The sequence below is a fragment of the Pseudomonas sp. 67(2021) genome, assembly GCF_017491835.1.
Lineage (GTDB): Bacteria > Pseudomonadota > Gammaproteobacteria > Pseudomonadales > Pseudomonadaceae > Aquipseudomonas > Aquipseudomonas atacamensis.
Genome location: NZ_JAFGYL010000002.1, coordinates 117,686 through 139,751 on the forward strand (window position 1 = coordinate 117,686; position 22,066 = coordinate 139,751).

A 22,066-nucleotide genomic window follows, 5' to 3' on the forward strand; every position below is an offset into this window, starting at 1 on the left:
GGCACAGAGTCGGCAGCCGTCAAACTGATGCGCGGGAATATTCATGTGGGCAACAGCTGGATGGCCGGATCGAAAAGCCGCCCCGTTCAGAGGCGGCCGGGCCGGATCAAAACTCCAGCGAAGCGCCGTCCGACGGGATGTCCACCCGGCTCTCGATGCCGTGCTTTTGCACATAGCTGCGCAGCTCGTCACGGGTCAACGACATGTGGTTGATCGCGTCCATGTGCACGGCGACGATCTTCGCGTGTTTGCGTTGCTGGAGACACGAATTTGCCGGTTGAATGCATTGCCGGGGAAGCCGGGTTTGGCACGCCGCTGTCGTTGCGGCAGCAGTTTGCGGCGCACTTGGGGACGTCGCCTTCGGATTATCGAAAGATGTTTTGTCTTGGGGTGAAGCGCGAAGGCGGTGCACGGGCGTGACGAGCAATTTTTGGGGGCGACTTGATTCCGGCGGCGCGGCAGCCCCTCATCGGAACGCCGCCCGCCCAGACCTCTCCCGAGGGAGAGGGCGCCGATTTGGGTGCTGTTCAAAACCTGAGTTCGCCCCGGTATTTCAGGTCGGCGAATTTCTCCTAAACACCTCGGTCAGTCCCCTCTCCCTCCGGGAGAGGGCTAGGGTGAGGGGCTTTTGGCCTTTGATTCGATTAGGCGACCGTCAGCCCCGTCCATTGCTCCGACAACCCCCAAAGTCGCTCAGCCAGCTCAGCATCCGCCGCCCATTTCGCAACACCCTTGCGGCCTGCTTCCGGTTCATTGATCGGCGCAACATTGCAGTCTTCGCAATACACGCCACCCAAATCCGCAAGCAATGCACTGGTTGCGCACCACAACCCCGTTGCCGCGCCCTGCTCCAGCGTTTTCAGCCCATTCTGCGCATCCAGCCGTGGCCGGCCCTGCTCATCCAGCGCGTCGAATGCGGCAAGTTCCGCTGTGCTGAGGTGCCGTGCCAGATCCGTCAGAATCTGCCCGGGATGCAACGAGAATGCGCGAACGCCATGGCTACGCCCACGCTGATCCAGTGCAATCGCGAACAAGGCATTGGCCGTTTTCGACTGGCCATACGCGACCCATTTGTCATACGGCCGCTGCGAGAAATCGATGTCGTCAAAATCGAATCCGGCAATCTGATGCCCGCGCGAGGACACCGACAGCACCCGCGCCTGGCCAGCCTTGACCAGCGCGGGCCAGAGGCCGCAGGTCAGGCGGTAATGACCGAGATGGTTGGTCGCGAACTGGCTTTCATGGCCATCGGCATCGCGCAGCAACGGCGCGGCCATGATTCCGGCGCAGTTGATCAGCAATGACACTGGCTGACCCGCGCTGACCACGCTGTGGCTGAACGCCGCCACCGACTCGGCCTGCATGAGGTCCATGGGCATCACGCGGACACCGTCCACTCCAGCCAATGCAGCCTCAGCTCGCGCGGTATCTCTGGCCGGCACGATAATTTGCGCCCCTGCCGCAGCGAGGCTTTTTACCGTCAGCAGACCGAGGCCGGAATAGCCGCCGGTGACCACAGCGAGCTGCCCGCGCAGATCGATGCCGGCCATCACTTCAGCCGCTGTGCTGGCGGCGTTGAACGGTGATTGCACAGGTTGTTGAAGCGTGGCCATGGGCGTAATCCTGAGTGAGCTATCGAAGGCCTTCATTCTTGGCTAAGCTCTCCGGACGAACCAGTCTGATAAATCCAGGTTTCTGTCGTGATCATCCAAAATCCTGCTGGCGATCCACTCTCTGCCCTATTGGCACTCTCGGAACTGCGCGCAGCCTGCTCGGTTCGCTTACAAGCGGGCGGTGTCTGGGCGCTGCGTTTCCAACCCATCGAACTTAAATTCAACGTTGTGCGACGAGGCGAATGCTGGCTGCGCATGCAAGGCGTGCCGGCGCGCCTGTTGCAGGCGGGCGACTGTTTTGTGGTGTCGCGCACGCCGTTCATTCTGGCCAGCGGCGCCGACGTCGAGGCGGTGAATGCAGCGGAGGTTTTCGCCCATGACGAAGCCTCGGCGACCTTTGGCGTCGGCGAGGAAGTCGAGTTGCTGGGCGGCAGCGTGTCGCTGTCGGGACCCGGCGCAACTGAACTGCTCGACGTGCTGCCGACCTCGCTGATCATTCGTGCCGAAACCGCAGGCGCCTCGTCGTTCGGTTGGCTGCTTGATGAACTGGGCCGCGAGTGGCCGTCACATCAGGCCGGCTCGCAGGCGATGTGCAACGACCTGCTGCGGCTGATCTTCATCCATGCGCTGCGCCATCACATCAACAGCGCGGATGCCGAACAACTGGCGTGGCTGGGCGGGCTGCGGGAACCGGCGATTGCCGGCGTGTTGCGCGCCATTCACGCTGCTCCGGAAAAGGCCTGGCGACTGACGCAAATGGCCGAGATGGCCTGCATGTCGCGATCGGGTTTCGCGGTGTTATTCAAAACTTGCATGGGTGTAGCGCCGGTCGAGTACGCCACGCGCTGGCGGATGCGCGTGGCCGCGTTCCGCTTGCGCAATGGTCGGGACAATGTGGCCACTGTCGCCGCGTCACTGGGCTATCTGTCCGACGCGGCGTTTGGCGCTGCATTCCGCCGCGTGCACGGAATATCGCCGGGGCAATACCGGCGCGATCCACTCTTATAGTCCGGTGATCAAGGTTATGATCGCGCCAACCGCCGCCAAGGACATCCGCCGATGCCTGCCATGAAAACCCGCCCCACCTCCGCGCCATTGCTCAAGCCCGGCGAAACCGTGGTGCTGTTCGACGGCGTGTGCAAATTGTGCAACGGCTGGGCGCGTTTTCTGATTCGGTATGACCGTCAGCGTCGTGTGCGTCTGGCAGCCGTGCAATCGCCCGAGGGCCAGGCCTTGCTGGCGTGGGCCGGTTTGCCGCTGGACGAGTTCGACACCATGGCGGTGATCCGCGACCGCAATTATTGGGAGCGATCAGATGCATTCCTTGAAGTGGTCGGGCAACTGCCAATGCGCTGGCAGCCGCTGAAACTGCTGCGGATCTTCCCGCGTCGTCTGCGCGATTGGGCTTACGATCGCATCGCGCTGAACCGCTATCGGCTGTTCGGCAAGTACGACACTTGCCTGCTGCCGACTGCGGATCACGAAAGCCGTTTTCTAAAAGCCCACGGCTGACCCGATCAGTTGCAGCGGCGTCATCTTCGTCACCATCATCAGCACGATGACAAACATTCCGGCGAACCCGGCGACGCCCATCCAGAACCACCAGCGGTACGTGCTCGCGTAGCGATCATCCAGAGGCAGGCTACCTTCGCCCGCGCTCAGCGCCATGCTCTGCAAACGCTTCTGCAATACCAGCACCGGCAGCCACAACGCGCCGACACAGAAGAAAATGATCAGCGAAGTCAGCAGCCATTCGGTGCTCATCGCAAGCCCCGAGAGCCGCATCAGCAGATAGCCGGTAATGACCTGCACGAACCCGGCCGGCGTGGTGATCCACGTATCAAAGCGCACCACCATTCGTGCGACATGGGCGATCACTTGCGGGTTGCCGCTGCGGCTGGCGGCGATCAGGTAGAGGTAGGAGCCCATGCCGAAACCAAAGAGGAAAATCGCCGCAATGACGTGCAGGTACTTCAGGCAGAGATAGAGCATCTCAACGCTGCCCTTCGGCGAACTGAACCGACAGGCTCAGATTGGCCGGATCGTTGATCGCCGCCAGATATTCATCGACGCTGATTTCGCCAACACACGGCCGCGCGCCAGGTTGCGGTGCATAACCCCGCGCCATTTTGATTGCCAGGGCGACGGCGGCGCAGCTGGGGATTTCCGGGCCTTTGTCATTCAGTGCGGTGAGTTGCGCGGTCATGCTCAGCGGCTGGTCGTCAACTCCGATGCCTTGAACCTCGATGTACATCGCGCTTTTGCCATCACCGAAGCGTTCGAACCACGTGCCCAAGCGATGCAGACGCGCCGCCCAGCGCACATGATCGCGCACCAGACCAAAGCGCAAGGCTTGCGCGAGCAAGGCGTTGGCGACACCGCCGAGCTTCAGGCCGGCGCCAGCCTTGAAGCGCAGCGTCTGTGCGCCATAGCGGCGTGCGAAAATATCCATGTCCGGCACATCGACATTGGCCAGCACCCGCGTGCCCAGTTGCGGCATGCTGCGCAGGGTCAGGTCGAGCCAGCCCAATACTTCGTGAACCTGGCCATTTTTCAACTGCCTGATCGGTTTGCCGGCATAAGCGAGCACGCCTTCGACCGTGGACAGCCCCGGCATCTTTGCCGAGGAAGAAATGCCATGCTCGATCGAGTCGATTCGCGCAAAACGTGAGCGCTGCTGATCGATGATCGCCGAAGACAAGGTCGGCACCGAACTGCAACCGCTGAGCACGGCCACACCCGCCTCCCTGGCGCGGGCGTCGAGCACATCGATGCCGTTGACGAAGGTGCGGCAGTCAGCCAGATCGCAGTAATTGACCCCGGCATCGATGCAGCTTTCAGCAACTGTGTAGGATTGCCCCTGAAACGGCCCGCCGGTGTGCACGACCAATTGAATATTCAACTCTCGCAACACCGATTGAAAATCCGCGCCCATCGCATCACCGCACCAGCCTTCGCAAGCTCGGCCCGACTGCGCTTGCAGCTCAGCGACCTGGCGTTGCAACTTGCGCGCGTCGCGGCCCGACAGCAGCAGCTCAATCTCTGGCATCTGCGCCAGATGCCGACAAACGATGCTGCCGAAATTGCCGTAACCACCGACGACCATCACCCTGAATGCCATTGCCCTGTCCCTGTTCCAGCCTAAACGTGTGGCGCAGAGGATATAGGGCGCAGCGGCGACCAGACATTTATTTTGCAACCGGGTATCACCGCGTCCGCTCGTCCCAGGCAAAAAGAATGAACCCAACGCACCTCTCGCCGCCTAACGCACAGACCATCAGGAGTTAAGCCTATGCAAATCGAAACCGTGTGGATCGTATTGGCGGTCATTCTCGTGCTGATCGAGCTTTGGGCCATCAACCGGGTGCGCAAAAGCGAGGGGAAATCGAGCAATAAAGGCGTGTGGATCGTGCTGATCGTGTTCGTGCCGCTGTTCGGCCTGATCGCCTGGGCGTTGGCGGGGCCCAAGCATATTGGTCGCGGCTCGCCTTCCCAGGCCAGCCGTTGAGCAACGACGCAGGCCCGTCTCAAGCATCACCCACAGCCCGGCTTTTGCCGGGCTTGTTATATGCAATGCCCGCTGCGCGGATTTCTTGCAGGCTGCACGAAAGCATTGTGCCTGCTTCGATGCCAGCCCTTGATTTAGGAGGGTTGCGCTTGATCGGCGAGTTGGCATGAGTCATGCGATAGCCTCTTCCTGAATACACAGCAGCGCGAAAAAAAGAACGCTGTGTTCAATCCGTGATAAGCAGAGGCCTCAAAAATGAATGCCATCGACCTTCTCAAAGCCGACCATGAAAAAGTCAAAGCCATCCTCAGCCAACTGAGTGAATCGACCGACCGCGCGCTAAAAAAACGCGTCGAGTTGCTAGGCAAACTGGAAATGGAAATCACCATCCACACCCGCCTGGAAGAAGAGATTCTCTATCCTGCGTTCAAGGAAGCCGGCAGCAAGGAAGAAGACATCATGTATTACGAAGCCAAGGAAGAGCACCGCACCGTGGATTCGCTGGTACTGCCTGATCTGAAAGAAACCGATCCAGGCACCCCGGAATTTGCCGGTCGGGTCAAAGTGGTCAAGGAACTGCTGGAGCACCACATCGAAGAGGAAGAACAGGAAATGTTCCCGAAAGCGCAGAAGCTTCTGGGCAAGGCAAAACTCGAGGAGCTGGGTGCGCAAATGGAAGCCATGAAGGCGAGCCACAAAAAGGAAATGGCGGCCAACAAGATCGCTGCGTAAAGCGCTGAAGACACCAAAGCCCGGCAGCGATGCCGGGCTTTTTTATGCGCCCAAATTGGCACTCGCTCTCACATTGGATATACGTATGTTCGGCAATTCCTGAGCAAGCCACGAAACCTGTGGGAGCGAGCCTGCTCGCGAAGGCGTCAGGTCAACCAGATCATCCATGACTGACACTGCGCTTTCGCGAGCAGGCTCGCTCCCACGGGGTCAGTGTCGGTCTTGATGCAGGTTGTAATCAAACCGCCCAAGGTGGCCCGGTCTCGAATTTCGCTTCGATCCACTCCTTGAACGCCACCACTGCCGCCGCTGGAAACCGCGATGACGGCCTGACCAGATAAACGCCGCCCGCCGAATCCAGATGCCAGTCGGGCAGCACGCGAATCAGCCGCCCTGCCGCCAGATCGCGGCTCATCAGCCAGTCGCCGGCACCGAGTATGCCGGCATCGGCGCGGGCGGCGGCGAGCAAGGATTCGCTGTCGCTGGCGGTCAGATTGCCGTGTGGCGTAATGGTCTGCACTTCGTTGCCGCGATGCAGGCGCCACAGCGGGAACGACGCCAGCCCGCTGAAGCGCAGGCAATTGTGTTGCAGCAGATCCTGCGGGGTTTGCGGCATGCCGTGGGCCTCGATGTAGGCCGGCGATGCGCAGAGAATCCGCCGATGGTCACTGAGCTTTTTTGCAATCAGGCGATTGTCATCAAGCTCGCCGATGCGAATAGCCGCGTCGAAGCCCTGCTCGATGATGTCGACCAGGCCTTCGCTGTAATCGGCGACCAGCGAGACCTGCGGGTGAGCCTTGAGAAATTCCGGCAGCAGCGGCCCCAGCCATAACCGCCCCATCGCCGCCGGCAAAGCCAGGCGCAGGGTGCCGCGCACCTCGCTGGCGCCCTGCACCGCTTGCTGCTGCGCTTCGTTCATCAACTCGACGGCTGCGCGCAGGCGCTGTTCGAGTTGCAGGCCAGCCTCGGTGATACGCACGTGTCGCGTCGAACGTTCCACCAACCGCACGCCCAGTCGCTTCTCCATCGCCGCGAGGCGCTTGGAAACGATGGTCGGATGACGCTGCAACAAACGCCCCGCCGCGACAAAAGAGCCTTGCGCGGCGACGGCGAGGAAAGCAGCGATTTCATCGCTGTGCGGGTTGCTCAGAACATCCAGATTCATGGTTTTAAAATGATCGCCCCTGATGATCGGCCCGATTCAAGATCGGCGTGCGCTTGTTCCGCGTCAGCCAATGAATAACGCGCGCGGATTCGCGGCGTGATGATACCGGCGGCAACAGCGGCCAGCACATCTTGCGCGCGCTCCTGGTATTCAGCTGTCGTGGCGGTGTGCGCGGCCAGCGACGGACGGGTCAGGAACAGCGAGCCCTTGGCGTTCAGCGTGGCCATTTCCACCGCTGCCGGCGCGCCGGTCTGCGCGCCGAACGAGACCATCAATCCGCGTGGGCGCAAGCTGTCCAGCGAGGCCTGAAAAGACACCCGACCAATCGGGTCATATACCACATCGACCTTGCGCCCCTGGGTGATACGCACCACATCGGCGGCGAGAGTCTCGGCATCGAACACCAGTACTTCGTCACAACCGGACGCGCGAGCCTTGTCGACACTGGCCTGCTTCGACACCACACCGATCACCCTTGCGCCAAGGTGTTTGGCCCATGGCACCATGATTTCCCCCAGACCTCCCGCGACGCCGTAAACCAGCATTGTCGTGCCCGGCCCGACCGGGTAAGTCGCCTTCAGCAGATACTGCGCGGTGATGCCTTTGAACAACACCGCCGCCGCATCTTCGAACGACAACTCATCGGGGATCTTCACCAGCCGCTCTGCCGGAAACAGCCGCGCCGAGGCGTAACCGCCCAAGGGGCCGGTGGCGTAAGCGACCCGATCACCGACGCGGACATTGCTCACACCGGCACCGACCGCCGCCACCCGACCCGCGCCTTCCAGCCCCAGCCCCGACGGCAACGCCACCGGTACCGCACCCTTGCGCTGGCTGACATCGAGGTAATTGACGCCCACCGCCGCTTGCTCCAGCCAGACCTCGCCGGACCCGGGGGCCTGTTCGCTGACAGCGTGCAATTGCAGGACATCCGGTGCGCCCGTTGCGGTGAAGCGGATTGCGTTGGCCATGGTCATCTCCATTCATTTGTTAAGCGTTGAGCTCAGTCTGAAAGCGCAGCACTCAACGAACAACCCAGCCTGAATGCAGTTCATTGCTGCAAAGGCTGCAGCAATACACACATAAAAAAGGAGCGGCACGTGCTGCCGCTCCTCTTTCAACAATCAATCGAACGCGCCGTTGAGCACCTCGTAGATCAGCCCGGTGGCCAGCGCAACGAGAATGAGGTCAGTGCCCGCCTGTCGCCATTCGTAGCCGTCATAACGAGGCAGATGTTCGAGCATTCGCCCGTCCAGCTTCTTGGCGATGCCCGGGGGCAAGGGTTTACCCCGCGCCAGATTCTTTTGAATACCCGGCGGCAGCGGCGGCCCCGGATTCCAGTATTCGCCGCGATAACCATCGATGATGCCGAGAATATTGCCGCGATCGAAACTCGGGCCGCCACCATTGCCAGAGTGTTGCTGGCCCTTGTTGCCATTGCCTTGGCCGCCCCCGCCCTGTTTACCGTGATCCTGCATGTTTTGCGGTTTGCCCTTGCCGTTGCCCTGGCCGCCCTGACCACCCTGCCCCTTGCCATTGCCGGGGTCAGCCAGTGCCGTCGTGCTGCCGATTACCAGCGCGAGGCAAGACAACGCGGTAATCAATCTGCGAGCTTTTCTCATGTGCGATTCCTTCGGTTGGGGGATGCTCTAGAGTATGGGCGAATGTGCTCAGCTTAGTGGATTTCTTCTTGCTGACCACTCGGCCTTGCGTCAGGATTCCCACCCTCTCCACCCCCGATCGAAAAATCATGAATCGCCAAAAGAAGCTGCAGCAGTTGTTCAAGGAAAAAGCCAAGAAGGCCAACGCCAAACTGGCGCCGAAAAAGCCCAAATACATCTGCAAGGCCGACCGCCTGAAGCTGGAAGCCGAAGCGGCGCAGGCGGCGGCCGAAAACAGCGAAAGCTGATTCAGGCTGTCTGCCGCGACGTCAGCCAGGTCATCAGCGCCGCCAGCACCAGCAATGCCGCGCTGGCGAAAAACGTCAGCCGATAACCGCTGCCGTCGAACAGCAGACCACCGATGGTAGAACCCGAGGCAATCGACAACTGCACCACCGCCACCATCAGCCCACCGCCGGCTTCGGCATCGTCGGGCAGCGTGCGCGCCAGCCACGACCACCAGCCCACCGGCGCGGCAGTGGCGATCAATCCCCACAAGCCCAGCAACACGAATGTCGCGACCACTGAACTGCCCATCCCAATGAGCGCCACCGCGATGATCGCCATCAACAGCGGGATGGCGATCACCACGCGATACAGCCCCTTCTTCAACACCGAACCGATGACCACGGTGCCGATAAACCCCGCCACACCAATGACCAGCAGGATGATCGACAGCATCGAAACATCGACTCGGGTCACGGTCTCCAGAAACGGTCGCAGGTAGGTGAACAGAACAAACTGGCCCATGAAAAACAGACCTGCGCCGAGCATGCCCAACGCCACCCGGCGGCGTTTGAACAGGGCGAATACATTTCCCTCGTTCGCCTTGCGTGGCGCGGCCGGCAGCGCGGGCAAGCTGATCCATTGCCAGAGCAGCGCAATCAGCGCCACCGGTATCAGGCAGAAAAACGCCCCGCGCCAGCCAATCACGCTGCCCAGATAACTGCCCAACGGCGCCGCCACGACGGTCGCCAGGGCATTGCCACCGTTAAAAATGGCCAGTGCCTTGGGCACGCTGGCGGCGGGCACCAGACGCATGGCCAACGCCGCCGACATCGACCAGAAGCCACCGATTACCACGCCGATCAATGCGCGACCGATCATATACACCGTGTAATTGGGCGCCAGGCCCACCACCAGCCCGGACGCGCACATCAGCGCGGTCAACAGCAGCAACAGGCGCTTGCGATCCATCGAGCCGGCGAGCCTGCTGATCGTCAGGCTGGTCAGCACCGCGAACGCGCCAGAGATGGCAATGCCGTAGCCGGCCAGGCCTTCGCTGATGTGCAAGTCCGTAGCCATTGGCGTGAGCAGACTGACCGGCATGAACTCGGAAGCGATCAGCGCGAAGACGCACAGGGTCATCGCGAACACGCCGCTCCAGTACGCCGGTTGCTCGCCGTCAGTGGACGCTTCCATGGGCTGGGCTGTCGGGGTGTCGATTACTTGAGCCGTCATGCGAAAACCTGTCTTGAAGAAGAAATCATCGAGGCCTTCTGCCCCGCTACTCAGGCTGCAAAGCTTGACGGATCGGGCTTAACTTGATTAGTAGCGGTAATCTTCATGTGCTTTTGAGAAAAATTCAGCAATGAGCAACGCCAAAGTCAACGACCTGCAGGCCTTTCTGGCGGTGGCCCAGGAGCAAAGCTTCACCAAGGCTGCCGCCCGCCTCGGCGTCACGCCGTCTGCGCTGAGTCATACGGTGCGCGCGGTGGAACAGCGTCTGGGTATCCGCTTGCTCGCTCGTACGACGCGCAATGTCTCGCCGACCGAGGCGGGCGAACGCTTGATGCACTCAATTGCGCCGCTGTTCGAGCAGATCAGCGCCGAGCTAGAAGCCCTCGGCGAATTGCGCGACAAGCCCAGCGGCACGATCCGCGTTTCCTGCACGGACGATCAGATCGAATTGTGCATTCGGCCGATGCTCGCAAAGTTTTTGCAGGACTATCCGGACATCACCTTGGAGTTTTACGTCGATTACGGATTTACCAATGTGGTCAAGGAACGCTTCGATGCCGGCATTCGTCTCGGTGAATCGATCAGCAAAGACATGATCGCCGTGCGCATCGGCCCGGACTGGCGCCTGGCCGTGGTGGCCTCGCCCGAGTACTTCGCTCGTCACCCGGCACCCGCCACGCCGCATCAGTTGACGGAGCACACTTGCATCAACATCCGCCACCAACCGGCCGGCGCGATTTACGCCTGGGAGTTTGCGCACAAGGGTCAGGATTTCAGCGTGAAGGTCGACGGGCAACTGGTGTTCAACAGCATCATGCATGTGCTCAACGCCGCCGTGGACGGCATCGGCGTGGCGTACGTGCCCGAACAATTGGTCGCGCCGTATCTGGCCGACGGGCGATTGGTGGAAGTGCTGGAAGAATGGTGCCCAACGTTTCAGGGCTATCACCTCTATTACCCGAACAGACGCCAGAGCTCGGCAGCGTTTGCAGCGTTTGTCGAAGCGCTGAAATACAACCGCTGACAAACGCAACTCTTCAGCCCAACTCAAATCCCTGTGGGAGCGGGCTTGCCCGCGAAGGCGCCAGATCAGATACATCCACATTGAATGACACACCGCTATCGCGAGCAAGCTCGCTCCCACAATGGTCCGGGGCAAGGCCACAATCTTCAGCGCAACCCAAACCCCTGTGGGAGCGAGCCTGCTCGCGAAGGCGCCAGATCAGATATATCCACGTTGAATGACACACCGCTTTCGCGAGCAGGCTCGCTCCCACAATAGTCCGGGGCACGGCCACAATCTTCAGCGCAACCCAAACCCCTGTGGGAGCGAGCCTGCTCGCGAAGGCGCCAGATCAGATATATCCACGTTGAATGACACACCGCTTTCGCGAGCAGGCTCGCTCCCACAGTGATCCGGGGCAGATCTACAATCTCTGTCGCACCTCAAACCCCATGTGGGAGCGGGCTTGCCCGCGAAGGCGCCAGATCAGATATATCCACGTTGAATGACACACCGCTTTCGCGAGCAGGCTCGCTCCCACAGGTCCAGCGGCATCGCGAATAGCCTGGCACCACGCAATCTGAATTTTTCCGCCAACCTGCCCCCTAAATTCTGAGCGGTCGATACACGTCCGCCGATGCAAGGAGGGTCAACATGCATGTCGGATAATCAAACGCCTTCGCCGCGCAACACAGAGGAATCCACCCAAACACTATTGAGCCGCTTGCTCATGGCGCGCGGGCCTGGCGGTCAGGAAGACGAAGTTCGGGCGATCTGCCTGGAAGAACTGCGGCGCCATTGCGACGAGGTCTGGACCGATCGGGCCGGCAATGTCATCGGCATGCTCAAGGGCCGCGAACCCGATCCGGACGGCAAGCACGCTGTGCGCATCATGGGCCACATGGACGAGATCGCCATGCTGGTCAAACGCGTCGAGCCGGACGGTACGTTGCGGGTGGTTGCCCTCGGCGGTGCGAATCCGGTGAATTTCGGTGTCTGTCCGGTGGATATTCTCGGCGATGCGCAAACCCTGCCCGGCGTGCTCTCATTCGGCTCGATGCACGCCACCACAGGCTCGCCGCAGGGCCAGGATGTGATGAGCGGCGCGGTGGAGTGGAAAGACGTGCACATCATCACCCGCCACGACCCGCAAACCTTGCAAGACATGGGCGTGCGCCCCGGCACCCGTGTCGTGCTCAGCCAGCACTGGCGTACGCCGTTCAGAGTGGGCGATGCCACCGCTGCGCACTTTCTCGATGACCGCGCGCCTGTCGTCGCCATGCTCCAGGCCGCCGAGCAACTCAAGCGCAGCCCGACCGAATTGGCGCACGACACCTACTTTGTCTTCACCACCCTCGAAGAAGAAAGCAACGCCGGCGCAATGTACGCCGCTGCGCACCTGCCCGGCGACACCACAATCGCGGTGGAAGTCGGCCCGGTGATGAGCGAGTACGCAACGCGATTGAGCGTTGACCCGATCATCGATACCGGCGACCAGAAAGGCTATTACTCGCGCGGCGTGGTCATGGCCTTGGCCGACGCAGCCAAGCGTTGCGGCTTCGATCCACAGTTCGCCCTGCTGGTGGATTTCGCCTCCGACGCCAGCGCGGTGATGAGCTCAGGCATCAGCGCCCAGGCCGGATGCATCGCAATCCCGACCGAGAATACCCACGGGTTTGAACTGGTCGTGGATGGCGCGATTGAAGCGTGCGCGCAGACGTTGGTCGAATATTTGAAAGGCCTGCAGAATGAGGTATCGACCTGACCCGCAGTCCAATAAAAAGGGAGGCCCATTGCAGGCCTCCCTTGTTTTTCACCATCAAGAAGTACCCAACCCCTGTGACAAATCCGAAGAAGACGGCCGCGCCGGATCCGGCCTGGTCTCAACCTCGGTTTGTTCAGTGGTTCGAGTCACCGTGTCACGCACTGCTTCATACCCTTCCTGAGCTTTCTGCTTGGCCTTGTCGACCATGCCAGCGCTGGTACGGCCCATGTAGCGCTGTTCAGTGGACGTAGTCGGCAACGCCGCGCCGAGCAATGCACCGAGCGCAACCCCGGCGGCAGCCACCATCAGCGGTTGCTCCTTGAGCAGGTGGCTGAATTGCTGGCCGAGCACCTGCGAATTACGCGACAGTCGATCACTGGCGTCATGCATCGCATGGCTGAGGTTTTCCTTCGCCGCACCGACGTTTTCCCCGAGGTGGCTGGCCTTGCCTTTCAGCGACTGGTAGCCGTCCTTCAGCGTGTCAGTAGTCGAGTGCAAATGCGCGCGGGCGCTGTCGATGCCGTCGGCCAAACCGTCGGCCCACTCGCCGGCCTTGTCCTGATCCGGCCCGCTGCGATAGGTCGGTTGCGGCACTGGCGGGCGATTCTGGCTGATCATCAGCCAGAGCAGCCCCACGGAAGTCAGCACCGCTGGCACCGGGTTATTGCGCACGCTGGTGCCGAGGTTGGTGAAGAACGTCGAGCCGTTGCTCTGCATCATTCCCCAGGCCTGATCGATCATTTGCCCGGGAGTGAATTTGCTCTCGAGTTGATCGACGATGTTGCCGATGCTCGCGCGTTGCGCATCGATTTCGCGCTCGATCTGCTCCGGGCTTTTTTCCGCTTCGATATCCAGTTCGCTTTTCATGAGACTTTCCTCCGCAGCGCTTCCTGATCCTTGTTCAAGGCGTCGAGGGTGCGATCAGGTTTGAAGTGAGATGGCTCGAATTGCTTCTTCCCGGATTGCAGCATGGCGAAGCCAATGATCATCACCACCACGCCGACGATCAGCGCGGCCAGCCATGGCGCCATGAACATACTCAGGCCGTACACCGCCGACATCAGCAGAATAATAAAGCCGGCGAGGAACACGATCGCACCACCAGCAACCGCACCGATGCCCGCCTTCAGCGTGCTGAGGCTGTTCTGCAGTTCGGCTTTGGCCAATGCCAGTTCCTTGGTGAACAACGCTGGCACCTCGCGCGACAGTTGCCGCAACAGACCGACCACCGAAGCGTCATCCGTTTGGCCGAGGGGCCTTGCCCCGCTCAGATCAGATTCATCTCTGTTCATCACAGTTCTCCTTTGGCGTCGGGTGCGTGCGGTACGGAAGCCGCGGCAAAATCAGCGGGGTGATCGCTGTCACTGGGCGAGGTCGGGGTGATGCCGGTGGCCAGTCCCGGATTGGCGTGGGCCGATGACGGCACTGACGATTCATAGGGTCGCTGCGCACCGTAATCGGCTGGCGGTGGCGTCGATGTCGTGCCCGCCGCCGGATCATGTTCGGCGCTGACCGTCGCTGCCGCGGCCGTGCCGGCTTTGAGAAACCGCGACAGGCCGAAACCGATGGCGATGCTGCCGGCGATAAATAGCCCCGGATTGCTGCGCGCCAGATCCGCCGCATCGTGCAGCAGCTGCTCGGCACTCTTGCCGCGCAGGTTGCCCGCCAGCCCGGTCATGGAATCCGCCATGTCCGTCAGGTAGTCGGACATGCCCAGCGTGTCCTTGTCCTGCAACTCCGAGACGAAGCTCTTTGCGCCTTGGGCCAGTGCTTCTATCTGTTCGGCCGCGGTGTCCCGGTACTGTCCGAATTGCGCGTCGGCCTGTTGCCGCGCGCCGCCAATTGCTTCGTTGACGTCGTCCTTCAAATGTTCAAAACCCTGTCCAGGCTTGCTGTTCGGATCACCTGATTCAAAGCCTGCCCTGCTGTCTTGAGTATTCATGTGGCCCCTCGCGTTCTGACTTGAAAACGGAAAAACGGAGCTACACGGCAACATTGCCTCGAGCCCCCACATAGAAGATGACGGAGCAGCTTGCGCGAGAGTTCAAAGAGGTTGATGAGCGTGCGACATCGGGTCTGGATCAGCGACGAAAGGTTGCGCTTGGCACGATTGCGTTGAGCTTCTGCGCCTGGCTGCGGTCAAGACAAGGCACAAGCATTTATCTGCAACACGACGCTGAAACCCGCAACAACGCCGATAGATGGCAGAATCCCCACACCCTGATCACTTCGGAGACCGCAATGCTTCGCCTGTTTGAAGAAAGGCTCGACCCCTTCCCGCCCGACGAGGCGCCGCCACCGCCAGTCGGCCTGATGCGCTTCTTGTGGGCCTGCACCCGGGGGGCGCGCGGTTACATCCTGGCCTTCGCCCTGCTCAGCGCCAGCGTGTCGATCTACGAGGCGTGGCTGTTTTCTTTCCTTGGGCAAGTGGTGGATCTGCTCTCGACCTGGCAATCCGGCGGCGCCGCCGGTGATGAGGAAAGCCGCGTGTTGTGGGGCATCGGCATCGTGCTGGTAGTCAGCATTGGTCTGGTGGCGCTGCGCACGATGGTCCAGCATCAGATCCTCGCGATCAATCTGCCGCTGCGCCTGCGCTGGGACTTTCACCGGTTGATGCTGCGGCAAAGTCTGTCGTTCTTCTCCGACGAGTTCTCCGGCCGGGTGACGACCAAGGTCATGCAGACTGCGTTGTCGGTGCGCGAGGTGCTGTTCACCCTGATCGAAATTCTCCCCGGCATCGGCGTGTACTTCATTGCGATCATAGCGCTGGCCGGTGGCTTTGCGCTGAAGCTGATGCTGCCGTTTCTGGCGTGGATCGTTTTGTTCGGGCTGGCGATGGTGTATTTCGTGCCGCGTCTGGGCAAAGTCGGCCAGGAACAGGCCGATGCGCGCTCGTCGATGACCGGGCGGATTGCCGATGCCTACACCAACATCACCACGGTCAAACTGTTCTCGCACTCCAAGCGTGAAGCGCACTTTGCCCGTGCGGCAATGGAAGATTTCAAGCTCACCGGATTCCGCCAGATGCGGCTGGTCAGTCAGTTCGAAATCGTCAATCAGGCGCTGGTGGTGGCGTTGATTCTCGGCGCTGGCGGTTATGCATTGTGGCTGTGGCATCAGGGCGAAGTCGGCACCGGCGCCGTCGCGGCGATCACCGCCATGGCGCTGCGCATCAATGGCATGTCGCACTGGATCATGTGGCAGATGACTTCGCTGTTCGAAAACATCGGCACCGTACAGGACGGGATGGCCACCCTGACCAGCGGCCCGAAAGTCCAGGACGCGCCGGATGCCAAAGTGCTGGAGCCGGCCGGCGGCGAAGTGGTTTTCGACAATGTCAGCTTCAACTACAACGGCGAACGCCAGGTGCTCGACGGCTTGACCCTGCATATTCGCCCCGGCGAAAAAATCGGCCTGGTCGGCCGCTCCGGTGCTGGCAAGTCGACGCTGATCAACCTGCTGCTGCGCTTCTATGACGTTGATCGCGGCGAGATCCGCATCGATGGGCAGAACATCGCCGAGGTGACTCAGGACAGTCTGCGTAGCGTGATCGGCATGGTCACCCAGGACACGTCGCTGTTGCACCGTTCGATCCGCGACAACATTGCCTACGGACGCCCGGACGCCACCGACGAAGACATCCATCGCGCGGTAGTGAACGCCCAGGCCGATGGTTTCATCAGCCAGTTGAGCGACAAGCAGGGCCACAGCGGCTACGACACGCTGGTCGGCGAACGCGGTATCAAGCTCTCCGGCGGGCAGCGCCAACGCATCGCCATCGCCCGGGTGATGCTGAAAAACGCACCGATCCTGCTTCTTGACGAAGCCACCAGCGCGCTGGATTCCGAGGTTGAAGTCGCTATTCAGGAAAGCCTCGATGAAATGATGCAGGGCAAAACCGTGATCGCCATCGCCCACCGCTTGTCGACCATTGCGGCCATGGACCGGCTGATCGTCATGGACGAAGGCCGCATCATCGAACAAGGCACCCACGCGCAATTGCTCGAGAAGAACGGCACCTATGCGCGGCTGTGGCAGCACCAGAGCGGCGGGTTCCTCGGTGAGGACCGGGGTTTGGTTGAGGTGATGGAGGAGTGATCAGGCTGGAGGGCCGGGGCCGGCCCTCCATCGATTGGCCTAGATGGTGACGGGGCTTTCGGCATCCACCGGAAGCTTTACGCGAAACACGGTTCCGCCCTTCAGGTCAGAGCTGACCTCGATCGAGCCGGCATGCGAGGCGACGATTTCCGAGGCGATGAACAGGCCCAGACCCAGCCCGGCAACGGGCCCGTGATCAACCACGGAGCGCTGCGAGAACCGCCCCATCGGGTTGAAGATGAACGGCAACACATCTTCCGGAATCGGCTCCCCGCCGTTGTGCACTGTCAACACCGCGCAATCCTCCCGAGCTTCCAGTGCAACCGTAACCGGAAACTGATTATCGCCGTGGGTCACCGCATTGCTGATGATGTTGGAAAACACCTGTTCCATCCTGGCGCCATCGAACGCTCCCATCACCGCTTCCGTCGCATCGAACCGCACGTTGGCCTGCGGATGAAAGGCGCGGATTTCCTCGATCACCCGCTCGCACACAGGGCTGAGATCGATCAGGGATTTTTTCACCGGAATCCCCGGCCCCATCTGGCAACGCGTCAGATCCAGCAGGTCGCCCACGATCTGGCTGGCGCGCTGCACGCTGGCGTAGATCTGCCTGGCCACTTTGCCGGTGCGCGGGTCGGTGGCTTCGGTACGACGCAACATATCCGCACCGAGCAGAATCGCCCCCAGCGGCGTGCGCAAGTCATGGCCGAGAATCCCCAGAAACACGTTGCGCGACGCCTCGACGGCGCGCGAGTAGCTGGCAATCGACTCGGCCAGCGCCTGATCGATGGCTTCGTGGAAGCGCGTCATGTCGTCGACATTCACTGATTTGCCATCCTTGACCTGACGCAGCCATTGGGTCAGCACACTGGTGCGCAGCGCGCGGTATTCCGACACCATCTGATCGATGGTAAAACCGGCCATCAGCCGCGTCACCGCGTGGGTTTCCGCAGCCGTTTCTTCATCGTCGCGCGGCGCCTGGCCCTGGGCTTTGGCGATTTGTTCGCTCATGGTCTGCTTGGTCCGCAGATCGATGACGATGGCGCGCAACATCTGCTCGGCGTGATCGCGCAGCGCGACGTTATCGAGCTCTACCCCCGGCGTTTCGATGGTGCGGGCGAAATCTTCCCAGGCCTGCAGGATCGGCTCTAGGTTTTCGAGAATGAAATCTGGCAGGCGCATGGCTGTAATCCATAGAGGAAATCCATCTGCGCCGACAGGCGCGCCGGCGCAGACAGTAAAAGAACAAACTCAGGAGTACAGAAGGTACGGCTGACCTCGTGCAGCCTACCATCATTGCAGTGGTTCAACGCGGGGGGAGAATCGGCAGCAGCCGCTTGTGACGAAAGCTATCAGAACACTCAACTCCCTGTGCTTGAGCTGCTGCCCGCAACGCTCAAGTCGCCACCCGGAAAAGCACCACCCTCAATGTGATAGACCCTCGGTTCTGCCGAAAAGTAATCCTCCAGCCCCAGCATGAAGCGCTGGTGGTCTTCGCTTTCTTCAAACCCCGGCGAGTGATCCTCAAGCGATTGCCAGCGCACGATCAAATTGAATTGCTCGGGGGTTTCAATACCTTGCGCCAGCATGTGGCCGCCATATCCCTTGGCGCGGGTGAGCAACGGTTCGACTTCGGCAAATGCGCGTCGGAAGGCTTCAGTCTGATGCGGGTGAACGGGCAGCACAGCGATCTCGTAAACCATGATGTTTCTCCAAAATCAGTGAGCGGATTCAGACGATGAGTGAAGGCTCGACGGCGATGGCGATTTTTCCCAGCAGACCGTTGTTGGCGCTCTCCAGTCGAGCGTGGGCGAGCGGGATGTCGGCGAGGGAATAGACCGCGCCAACATGGGGCCGCAACTGGCCGCGCTCGACCAACGCGCTCAGTTCATCGAGCTTGCCGCGATTCTGCCGGGTGAAAACGAAGTGGTAGCTGGCGTTCTTGCCCCAGGCCTGAACGAGGTTTTGTGGCTGCGCGATGTCGACGATCGAGACCACACGGCCAAGCTGGGCAAGCGCGTCGGCACTGCGAGACAGGGTATCGCCGCCGATGGTGTCGAACACCACATCAACGCCATGCCCGGCGGTTTCGCGCATGATCGCTTCGACGTAGTCCTCTTGGGTGTAATCGATCACCACGTCGGCACCCAGGCTGCGGACGAAGTCGGCGTTGGCCTCGCGCACGGTGGTGAACACTCTGGCGCCCATGGCTTTGGCCACCTGAATCGCCACATGGCCGACCCCGCCCGCGCCGCCGTGGATCAGAATGCTTTCGCCAACGCGGAGCACGGCGCGCACGGTCAGCGCTTCCCAAACCGTACCGCCGACCAGACTCAGACTGGCCGCCTCGAGGTGGCTCAGCGCGGCAGGCTTTCTGGCGATGATGCTTTCGGCAGCCACGTGGTACTCGGCATAACTGCCCTGCCCGTCGAATATCTGCGGGGTGTACCAGACCTCGTCGCCCGGCGCGAAAGCGCTGACGCCCGGCCCGATGGCTTCAACCACGCCCGACACGTCGTGACCGGTAATGGCTGGCAGCGGCACCAGGTCGGGATAGTCACCGCGCCGAACCTGATAATCCAGCGGATTGATGGAAGTAGCGTGCACTCGGACCAGCACTTGGCCCGCTTGCGGAACCGGTTTTGGAACGTCGCTGAGTTCGAACGAATCAGGACCGCCGAAGGATTTCAAAATCATCGCTTTCATGGCAAAACCTCGTATCGATAAAGAGGGATATCGAGAATTCTCGATATACTAGAGTGAAAAAATTTACAGCTCTTTCCCTATGATCTCTGCAAGCGCGCTGATAGCAGCCTCATTGCGTTTGTAGTAGGTCCATTGACCGATGCGCCGCACCTCAACCAGCCCCACTCGCTGCAACGTGGCCAGGTAACTCGACACCGTAGACTGCGACAGGCCGATACCTTCCTGGATGCTGCTGACGCAGACACCCTCGACGAGAACGTCACCCTCATCCTGCGGGGGGAAATTCTTGACGGGATCCTTCAGGCCTTCAAGGATCTTGAGGCGCGTCGGGTTCGAGAGGGCTTTGAAGATTTCGATCAGTTCCATGCGCCGAGGATATCGAGATTTTTCGATATGTCAATGCGCGATATTGATCTGATTGGCAGTCGGCGACAGGCGGCAACGGGATCCGATTTGCCACCCTGCCGTGCGGCTCAGCCTTGGGGCGCATCCAGCAACACCCACAACCGCACGATTTTCCCTTCGCTGATTTCCGCCACGTCGACACCGCTGACAACAGTTGACCCAGCGCTCAGGCCCGCATGCCAGCGCAGGTAACCCAAGCCATGATGCCCAACCGCCGGCCCCTCGGGAACAAAAGCGAAGTCCGCCCCGAACTGATCCAGCAACGCACCGGCCACCTCTGAAATCGCCGCCCGCCCGGTGACGATGCCAGTCGGTTCGTACATCGTCGGTGTGTCTGCAAAAAGCTCCTGCACCGCCGCAATGCGCTTCTGTGCATCGCGCTCGTTGAACACGCGCTGCAGGTTGGCCCGCAGCAAGGCGTCGTAGTTTTCCACCTCATTGATATTTCGCGAATCTGAGCCAGACATTTTTGAATCCTCGATTGGTATGTGAAGCCCGGTTGCCCGGGCTCAGCGGTCAACCATGTTTGACCAGGTTCAAGGCTGGCAGCGGTCCGCCCGGGAACTGTGCAAGCATTCCCTGCTGCACACCGCCCAGGTCGATGCCGTAAAAACCCAGTTGAGTAATCAGCTCTGCAACTTTGGTTTTGCTCGCGGCATCTTCACCGGAATAAAACAGCACCCGCTTGCCGCCCTCGGCGGAGGGATCGCTCAGCAGAGCCGCGAGCAAATGGTTGAAGGCCTTGACCACGTGCGCACCGGGCAGCATCTGCGCCACCACTTGCGAAGACGGCTGGCCGCCCAGATCGAACGGCTTGAACAGTGGTGCCTCGATCGGGTTGTTGGCGTCGATCACGATACGTCCATTCCAAGGCCCGAGATCGCGTACCGCGTCGGGGATCTTCGACCAGTTCACCGCCAGAAAAACAATGTCCGCCTGACTGGCTTGCTGAGCCGTCACCGCTTGTGCGAGTGGACCCAATTCGTCGACCAAACCGGCAAGGCTCTGCGGCCCACGGCTGTTGGCCAGACTGACCGGCAGGCCTGCGTTGACGAGCAACCGAGCGATGGCGGTGCCGATGGAGCCTGTACCAATGATGCTGATAGTCATGATGCTCTCCTTACGCTGTGAAGCCGCCGTCGACGATTAATTCTGCACCGGTGACAAACCCGGCGTCCGCACTGGCCAGGTACGCCACCGCACTGGCGACATCCTTGCCCTCGCCGTACCGCCCCATGGCGATGTTCGGGCGTAGGAAGTCCGCAATAGGTCCGTCGGCCGGGTTCATGTCGCTGTCGGTCGGGCCGGGATGGACGGTGTTCACAGTGATGCCGCGCGGCCCAAGATCGCGCACCAGTCCACGACTGAAACCGGTCAGCGCACCTTTGCTCAGGGTGTAGACGGAGGCGGTAGCGAACGCAGCGTATTGCACCATCGAGCTGCCGATGTGAATGATGCGACCGCCCTGCCCCATGTGTTTGAGCGCTTGCTGAGTGGCGACGAAGACGCCGGTCACGTTCACCGCAAGGATGCGTTGAAAGTCCTCAAAGGCGATGTCCTCGGGGGCACCGAGCAGGCTGATACCAGCGTTGTTCACCAGAATGTCGATCTTGCCAAAACGCTGTGCAACCTCGGCAATCGCTGCACGTACAGCCTCGGGATTGCCCGCATCGGCCGCCAGCGCCACAGCCTGGCCGCCCGCCGCGACGATTTCCTGCACGACCGCTGCGGCGCGATCTGGCGATGCGTTGTAGGTGATAGCGACGGTGGCGCCATCTGCCGCGAGTCGCTCGGCGATTGCTGCGCCGATGCTGCGTGAGCCACCGGTCACGATGGCGATTTTGCCGGTCAGTGGAAGCGTGGAAGTGTTCATGGTCGAGCCTCTGGGTGGTTGGAGTTGATGAGGCTATGAAACGCCTTTTGATCTTCCACCAGTAGTGGAAGCC

The 22,066-nt window shown here is 61.0% G+C and carries 26 protein-coding genes and 2 pseudogenes; 9 read left to right on the forward strand and 19 right to left on the reverse strand.

The annotated features are described in order from the left end of the window. Nucleotides 1–106: 106 nt before the first annotated feature. Nucleotides 107–250 (reverse strand): annotated as a pseudogene (locus J5M66_RS04110) (MBL fold metallo-hydrolase); the annotation flags it as partial. A 14-nt stretch (nucleotides 251–264) separates the two neighbouring features. Here J5M66_RS04110 and J5M66_RS26900 point away from each other — a divergent pair. Next, nucleotides 265–420 (forward strand): annotated as a pseudogene (locus J5M66_RS26900) (GlxA family transcriptional regulator); the annotation flags it as partial. Between the two features lie 224 nt (nucleotides 421–644). Here J5M66_RS26900 and J5M66_RS04115 read toward each other — a convergent pair. Beyond that, nucleotides 645–1,613, reverse strand: a complete 969-nt coding sequence (locus J5M66_RS04115; RefSeq protein WP_207807260.1) for an oxidoreductase — start codon at nucleotides 1,611–1,613, stop codon at nucleotides 645–647. A gap of 87 nt (nucleotides 1,614–1,700) precedes the next feature. Here J5M66_RS04115 and J5M66_RS27220 point away from each other — a divergent pair, with 87 nt between their 5' ends. Beyond that, on the forward strand, nucleotides 1,701–2,621 hold the full coding sequence (locus J5M66_RS27220) for an AraC family transcriptional regulator (RefSeq protein WP_280074383.1): 921 nt from the start codon (nucleotides 1,701–1,703) through the stop codon (nucleotides 2,619–2,621). A 51-nt stretch (nucleotides 2,622–2,672) separates the two neighbouring features. Continuing rightward, nucleotides 2,673–3,125 (forward strand): thiol-disulfide oxidoreductase DCC family protein, encoded by a 453-nt coding sequence (locus tag J5M66_RS04125; protein WP_207807261.1) that lies wholly within the window; start codon nucleotides 2,673–2,675, stop codon nucleotides 3,123–3,125. On the opposite strand, the gene J5M66_RS04130 is transcribed toward J5M66_RS04125, so the two are convergent. Further along, the gene (locus J5M66_RS04130) at nucleotides 3,108–3,605 is read right to left on the reverse strand and encodes a DUF2269 domain-containing protein (RefSeq protein WP_207807262.1); all 498 of its coding nucleotides are present in this window, start codon (nucleotides 3,603–3,605) and stop codon (nucleotides 3,108–3,110) included. The two genes, J5M66_RS04125 and J5M66_RS04130, sit on opposite strands and share 18 nt — an antisense overlap. A gap of 1 nt (nucleotide 3,606) precedes the next feature. Next, entirely contained in the window at nucleotides 3,607–4,734 is a 1,128-nt protein-coding gene (locus tag J5M66_RS04135) for a saccharopine dehydrogenase NADP-binding domain-containing protein (RefSeq protein WP_207807263.1), read from the reverse strand. A 171-nt stretch (nucleotides 4,735–4,905) separates the two neighbouring features. Here J5M66_RS04135 and J5M66_RS04140 point away from each other — a divergent pair, with 171 nt between their 5' ends. Then, nucleotides 4,906–5,121 carry a PLD nuclease N-terminal domain-containing protein gene (locus tag J5M66_RS04140; RefSeq protein ID WP_016774306.1) on the forward strand — a complete coding sequence of 72 codons (216 nt, stop codon included), beginning with the start codon at nucleotides 4,906–4,908 and terminating at the stop codon, nucleotides 5,119–5,121. 19 nt (nucleotides 5,122–5,140) lie between these two features. Here the strand turns inward: J5M66_RS04140 and J5M66_RS04145 are convergent, their stop codons facing one another. Then, the gene (locus tag J5M66_RS04145; protein WP_207807264.1) at nucleotides 5,141–5,296 is read right to left on the reverse strand and encodes a hypothetical protein; all 156 of its coding nucleotides are present in this window, start codon (nucleotides 5,294–5,296) and stop codon (nucleotides 5,141–5,143) included. Between the two features lie 80 nt (nucleotides 5,297–5,376). Between J5M66_RS04145 and J5M66_RS04150 the strand changes: the two genes are divergently transcribed. Then, on the forward strand, nucleotides 5,377–5,853 hold the full coding sequence (locus J5M66_RS04150; protein ID WP_024012575.1) for a hemerythrin domain-containing protein: 477 nt from the start codon (nucleotides 5,377–5,379) through the stop codon (nucleotides 5,851–5,853). Between the two features lie 238 nt (nucleotides 5,854–6,091). On the opposite strand, the gene J5M66_RS04155 is transcribed toward J5M66_RS04150, so the two are convergent. The 3 genes from J5M66_RS04155 to J5M66_RS04165 form a co-directional block, all read right to left on the reverse strand. Continuing rightward, the gene (locus J5M66_RS04155) at nucleotides 6,092–7,018 is read right to left on the reverse strand and encodes a LysR family transcriptional regulator (protein ID WP_024012574.1); all 927 of its coding nucleotides are present in this window, start codon (nucleotides 7,016–7,018) and stop codon (nucleotides 6,092–6,094) included. Then, nucleotides 7,015–7,989: a quinone oxidoreductase gene (locus J5M66_RS04160; RefSeq protein WP_024012573.1), complete on the reverse strand. Its 975-nt coding sequence runs from the start codon at nucleotides 7,987–7,989 to the stop codon at nucleotides 7,015–7,017. Before J5M66_RS04160 ends, J5M66_RS04155 begins: the two co-directional genes overlap by 4 nt. A 153-nt stretch (nucleotides 7,990–8,142) precedes the next feature. After that, nucleotides 8,143–8,640, reverse strand: a complete 498-nt coding sequence (locus J5M66_RS04165) for an anti-virulence regulator CigR family protein (RefSeq protein ID WP_016774302.1) — start codon at nucleotides 8,638–8,640, stop codon at nucleotides 8,143–8,145. Between the two features lie 128 nt (nucleotides 8,641–8,768). On the opposite strand from J5M66_RS04165, the gene J5M66_RS04170 reads away from it, so the two are divergent. Next, entirely contained in the window at nucleotides 8,769–8,927 is a 159-nt protein-coding gene (locus J5M66_RS04170; RefSeq protein WP_024012572.1) for a DUF2986 domain-containing protein, read from the forward strand. A 1-nt stretch (nucleotide 8,928) separates the two neighbouring features. On the opposite strand, the gene J5M66_RS04175 is transcribed toward J5M66_RS04170, so the two are convergent. Further along, on the reverse strand, nucleotides 8,929–10,101 hold the full coding sequence (locus J5M66_RS04175) for an MFS transporter (protein ID WP_243432897.1): 1,173 nt from the start codon (nucleotides 10,099–10,101) through the stop codon (nucleotides 8,929–8,931). A 169-nt stretch (nucleotides 10,102–10,270) separates the two neighbouring features. On the opposite strand from J5M66_RS04175, the gene J5M66_RS04180 reads away from it, so the two are divergent. Both J5M66_RS04180 and J5M66_RS04185 read left to right on the forward strand, forming a co-directional pair. After that, nucleotides 10,271–11,164 (forward strand): LysR family transcriptional regulator, encoded by an 894-nt coding sequence (locus J5M66_RS04180; RefSeq protein ID WP_207807266.1) that lies wholly within the window; start codon nucleotides 10,271–10,273, stop codon nucleotides 11,162–11,164. Nucleotides 11,165–11,801: 637 nt separating this feature from the next. Beyond that, nucleotides 11,802–12,908: a M20/M25/M40 family metallo-hydrolase gene (locus tag J5M66_RS04185; protein WP_207807267.1), complete on the forward strand. Its 1,107-nt coding sequence runs from the start codon at nucleotides 11,802–11,804 to the stop codon at nucleotides 12,906–12,908. Nucleotides 12,909–12,962: 54 nt separating this feature from the next. Here the strand turns inward: J5M66_RS04185 and J5M66_RS04190 are convergent, their stop codons facing one another. From J5M66_RS04190 to J5M66_RS04200, 3 genes are read right to left on the reverse strand one after another with little or no spacing between them, the layout of a single operon-like run. Continuing rightward, nucleotides 12,963–13,775, reverse strand: a complete 813-nt coding sequence (locus J5M66_RS04190; RefSeq protein WP_207807268.1) for a DUF3618 domain-containing protein — start codon at nucleotides 13,773–13,775, stop codon at nucleotides 12,963–12,965. Next, on the reverse strand, nucleotides 13,772–14,200 hold the full coding sequence (locus tag J5M66_RS04195; RefSeq protein ID WP_024012566.1) for a phage holin family protein: 429 nt from the start codon (nucleotides 14,198–14,200) through the stop codon (nucleotides 13,772–13,774). The genes J5M66_RS04190 and J5M66_RS04195 overlap by 4 nt, the downstream gene beginning before the upstream one ends. Further along, the gene (locus J5M66_RS04200) at nucleotides 14,200–14,850 is read right to left on the reverse strand and encodes a hypothetical protein (protein ID WP_125915985.1); all 651 of its coding nucleotides are present in this window, start codon (nucleotides 14,848–14,850) and stop codon (nucleotides 14,200–14,202) included. Before J5M66_RS04200 ends, J5M66_RS04195 begins: the two co-directional genes overlap by 1 nt. A gap of 299 nt (nucleotides 14,851–15,149) precedes the next feature. Between J5M66_RS04200 and J5M66_RS04205 the strand changes: the two genes are divergently transcribed. Further along, nucleotides 15,150–17,006: an ABC transporter ATP-binding protein gene (locus J5M66_RS04205; protein ID WP_207807269.1), complete on the forward strand. Its 1,857-nt coding sequence runs from the start codon at nucleotides 15,150–15,152 to the stop codon at nucleotides 17,004–17,006. A gap of 39 nt (nucleotides 17,007–17,045) precedes the next feature. On the opposite strand, the gene J5M66_RS04210 is transcribed toward J5M66_RS04205, so the two are convergent. From J5M66_RS04210 to J5M66_RS04240, 7 genes are all read right to left on the reverse strand, one after another. Then, on the reverse strand, nucleotides 17,046–18,191 hold the full coding sequence (locus tag J5M66_RS04210; protein WP_197891961.1) for a sensor histidine kinase: 1,146 nt from the start codon (nucleotides 18,189–18,191) through the stop codon (nucleotides 17,046–17,048). Nucleotides 18,192–18,370: 179 nt separating this feature from the next. Beyond that, the gene (locus J5M66_RS04215; protein ID WP_125926084.1) at nucleotides 18,371–18,712 is read right to left on the reverse strand and encodes an antibiotic biosynthesis monooxygenase; all 342 of its coding nucleotides are present in this window, start codon (nucleotides 18,710–18,712) and stop codon (nucleotides 18,371–18,373) included. A gap of 28 nt (nucleotides 18,713–18,740) precedes the next feature. Next, nucleotides 18,741–19,715 (reverse strand): zinc-dependent alcohol dehydrogenase family protein, encoded by a 975-nt coding sequence (locus J5M66_RS04220; protein WP_024012560.1) that lies wholly within the window; start codon nucleotides 19,713–19,715, stop codon nucleotides 18,741–18,743. A gap of 63 nt (nucleotides 19,716–19,778) precedes the next feature. Next, the gene (locus tag J5M66_RS04225) at nucleotides 19,779–20,081 is read right to left on the reverse strand and encodes a metalloregulator ArsR/SmtB family transcription factor (protein ID WP_024012559.1); all 303 of its coding nucleotides are present in this window, start codon (nucleotides 20,079–20,081) and stop codon (nucleotides 19,779–19,781) included. A 107-nt stretch (nucleotides 20,082–20,188) separates the two neighbouring features. Continuing rightward, complete coding sequence (locus J5M66_RS04230; protein WP_207807270.1) at nucleotides 20,189–20,554, reverse strand: nuclear transport factor 2 family protein; 366 nt, start codon at nucleotides 20,552–20,554, stop codon at nucleotides 20,189–20,191. An 82-nt stretch (nucleotides 20,555–20,636) separates the two neighbouring features. Further along, nucleotides 20,637–21,233, reverse strand: coding sequence for an NADPH-dependent F420 reductase (locus J5M66_RS04235; protein WP_207807457.1), 597 nt, complete (start codon nucleotides 21,231–21,233; stop codon nucleotides 20,637–20,639). A gap of 7 nt (nucleotides 21,234–21,240) precedes the next feature. After that, entirely contained in the window at nucleotides 21,241–21,993 is a 753-nt protein-coding gene (locus tag J5M66_RS04240) for a 3-oxoacyl-ACP reductase family protein (RefSeq protein WP_024012556.1), read from the reverse strand. Nucleotides 21,994–22,066 lie beyond the last annotated feature (73 nt).

What these genes read in the sequence shown, in the direction of transcription:
- J5M66_RS04115 (WP_207807260.1), bottom strand. Translation starts at nt 1,613, where the DNA reads ATGGCCACGCTTCAACAACCTGTGCAATCACCGTTCAACGCCGCCAGC.
- J5M66_RS04125 (WP_207807261.1), top strand. Translation starts at nt 2,673, where the DNA reads ATGCCTGCCATGAAAACCCGCCCCACCTCCGCGCCATTGCTCAAGCCC.
- J5M66_RS04130 (WP_207807262.1), bottom strand. Translation starts at nt 3,605, where the DNA reads ATGCTCTATCTCTGCCTGAAGTACCTGCACGTCATTGCGGCGATTTTC.
- J5M66_RS04135 (WP_207807263.1), bottom strand. Translation starts at nt 4,734, where the DNA reads ATGGCATTCAGGGTGATGGTCGTCGGTGGTTACGGCAATTTCGGCAGC.
- J5M66_RS04140 (WP_016774306.1), top strand. Translation starts at nt 4,906, where the DNA reads ATGCAAATCGAAACCGTGTGGATCGTATTGGCGGTCATTCTCGTGCTG.
- J5M66_RS04145 (WP_207807264.1), bottom strand. Translation starts at nt 5,296, where the DNA reads ATGACTCATGCCAACTCGCCGATCAAGCGCAACCCTCCTAAATCAAGG.
- J5M66_RS04150 (WP_024012575.1), top strand. Translation starts at nt 5,377, where the DNA reads ATGAATGCCATCGACCTTCTCAAAGCCGACCATGAAAAAGTCAAAGCC.
- J5M66_RS04155 (WP_024012574.1), bottom strand. Translation starts at nt 7,018, where the DNA reads ATGAATCTGGATGTTCTGAGCAACCCGCACAGCGATGAAATCGCTGCT.
- J5M66_RS04160 (WP_024012573.1), bottom strand. Translation starts at nt 7,989, where the DNA reads ATGGCCAACGCAATCCGCTTCACCGCAACGGGCGCACCGGATGTCCTG.
- J5M66_RS04165 (WP_016774302.1), bottom strand. Translation starts at nt 8,640, where the DNA reads ATGAGAAAAGCTCGCAGATTGATTACCGCGTTGTCTTGCCTCGCGCTG.
- J5M66_RS04170 (WP_024012572.1), top strand. Translation starts at nt 8,769, where the DNA reads ATGAATCGCCAAAAGAAGCTGCAGCAGTTGTTCAAGGAAAAAGCCAAG.
- J5M66_RS04175 (WP_243432897.1), bottom strand. Translation starts at nt 10,101, where the DNA reads ATGGAAGCGTCCACTGACGGCGAGCAACCGGCGTACTGGAGCGGCGTG.
- J5M66_RS04180 (WP_207807266.1), top strand. Translation starts at nt 10,271, where the DNA reads ATGAGCAACGCCAAAGTCAACGACCTGCAGGCCTTTCTGGCGGTGGCC.
- J5M66_RS04185 (WP_207807267.1), top strand. Translation starts at nt 11,802, where the DNA reads ATGTCGGATAATCAAACGCCTTCGCCGCGCAACACAGAGGAATCCACC.
- J5M66_RS04190 (WP_207807268.1), bottom strand. Translation starts at nt 13,775, where the DNA reads ATGAAAAGCGAACTGGATATCGAAGCGGAAAAAAGCCCGGAGCAGATC.
- J5M66_RS04195 (WP_024012566.1), bottom strand. Translation starts at nt 14,200, where the DNA reads ATGAACAGAGATGAATCTGATCTGAGCGGGGCAAGGCCCCTCGGCCAA.
- J5M66_RS04200 (WP_125915985.1), bottom strand. Translation starts at nt 14,850, where the DNA reads ATGAATACTCAAGACAGCAGGGCAGGCTTTGAATCAGGTGATCCGAAC.
- J5M66_RS04205 (WP_207807269.1), top strand. Translation starts at nt 15,150, where the DNA reads ATGCTTCGCCTGTTTGAAGAAAGGCTCGACCCCTTCCCGCCCGACGAG.
- J5M66_RS04210 (WP_197891961.1), bottom strand. Translation starts at nt 18,191, where the DNA reads ATGCGCCTGCCAGATTTCATTCTCGAAAACCTAGAGCCGATCCTGCAG.
- J5M66_RS04215 (WP_125926084.1), bottom strand. Translation starts at nt 18,712, where the DNA reads ATGGTTTACGAGATCGCTGTGCTGCCCGTTCACCCGCATCAGACTGAA.
- J5M66_RS04220 (WP_024012560.1), bottom strand. Translation starts at nt 19,715, where the DNA reads ATGAAAGCGATGATTTTGAAATCCTTCGGCGGTCCTGATTCGTTCGAA.
- J5M66_RS04225 (WP_024012559.1), bottom strand. Translation starts at nt 20,081, where the DNA reads ATGGAACTGATCGAAATCTTCAAAGCCCTCTCGAACCCGACGCGCCTC.
- J5M66_RS04240 (WP_024012556.1), bottom strand. Translation starts at nt 21,993, where the DNA reads ATGAACACTTCCACGCTTCCACTGACCGGCAAAATCGCCATCGTGACC.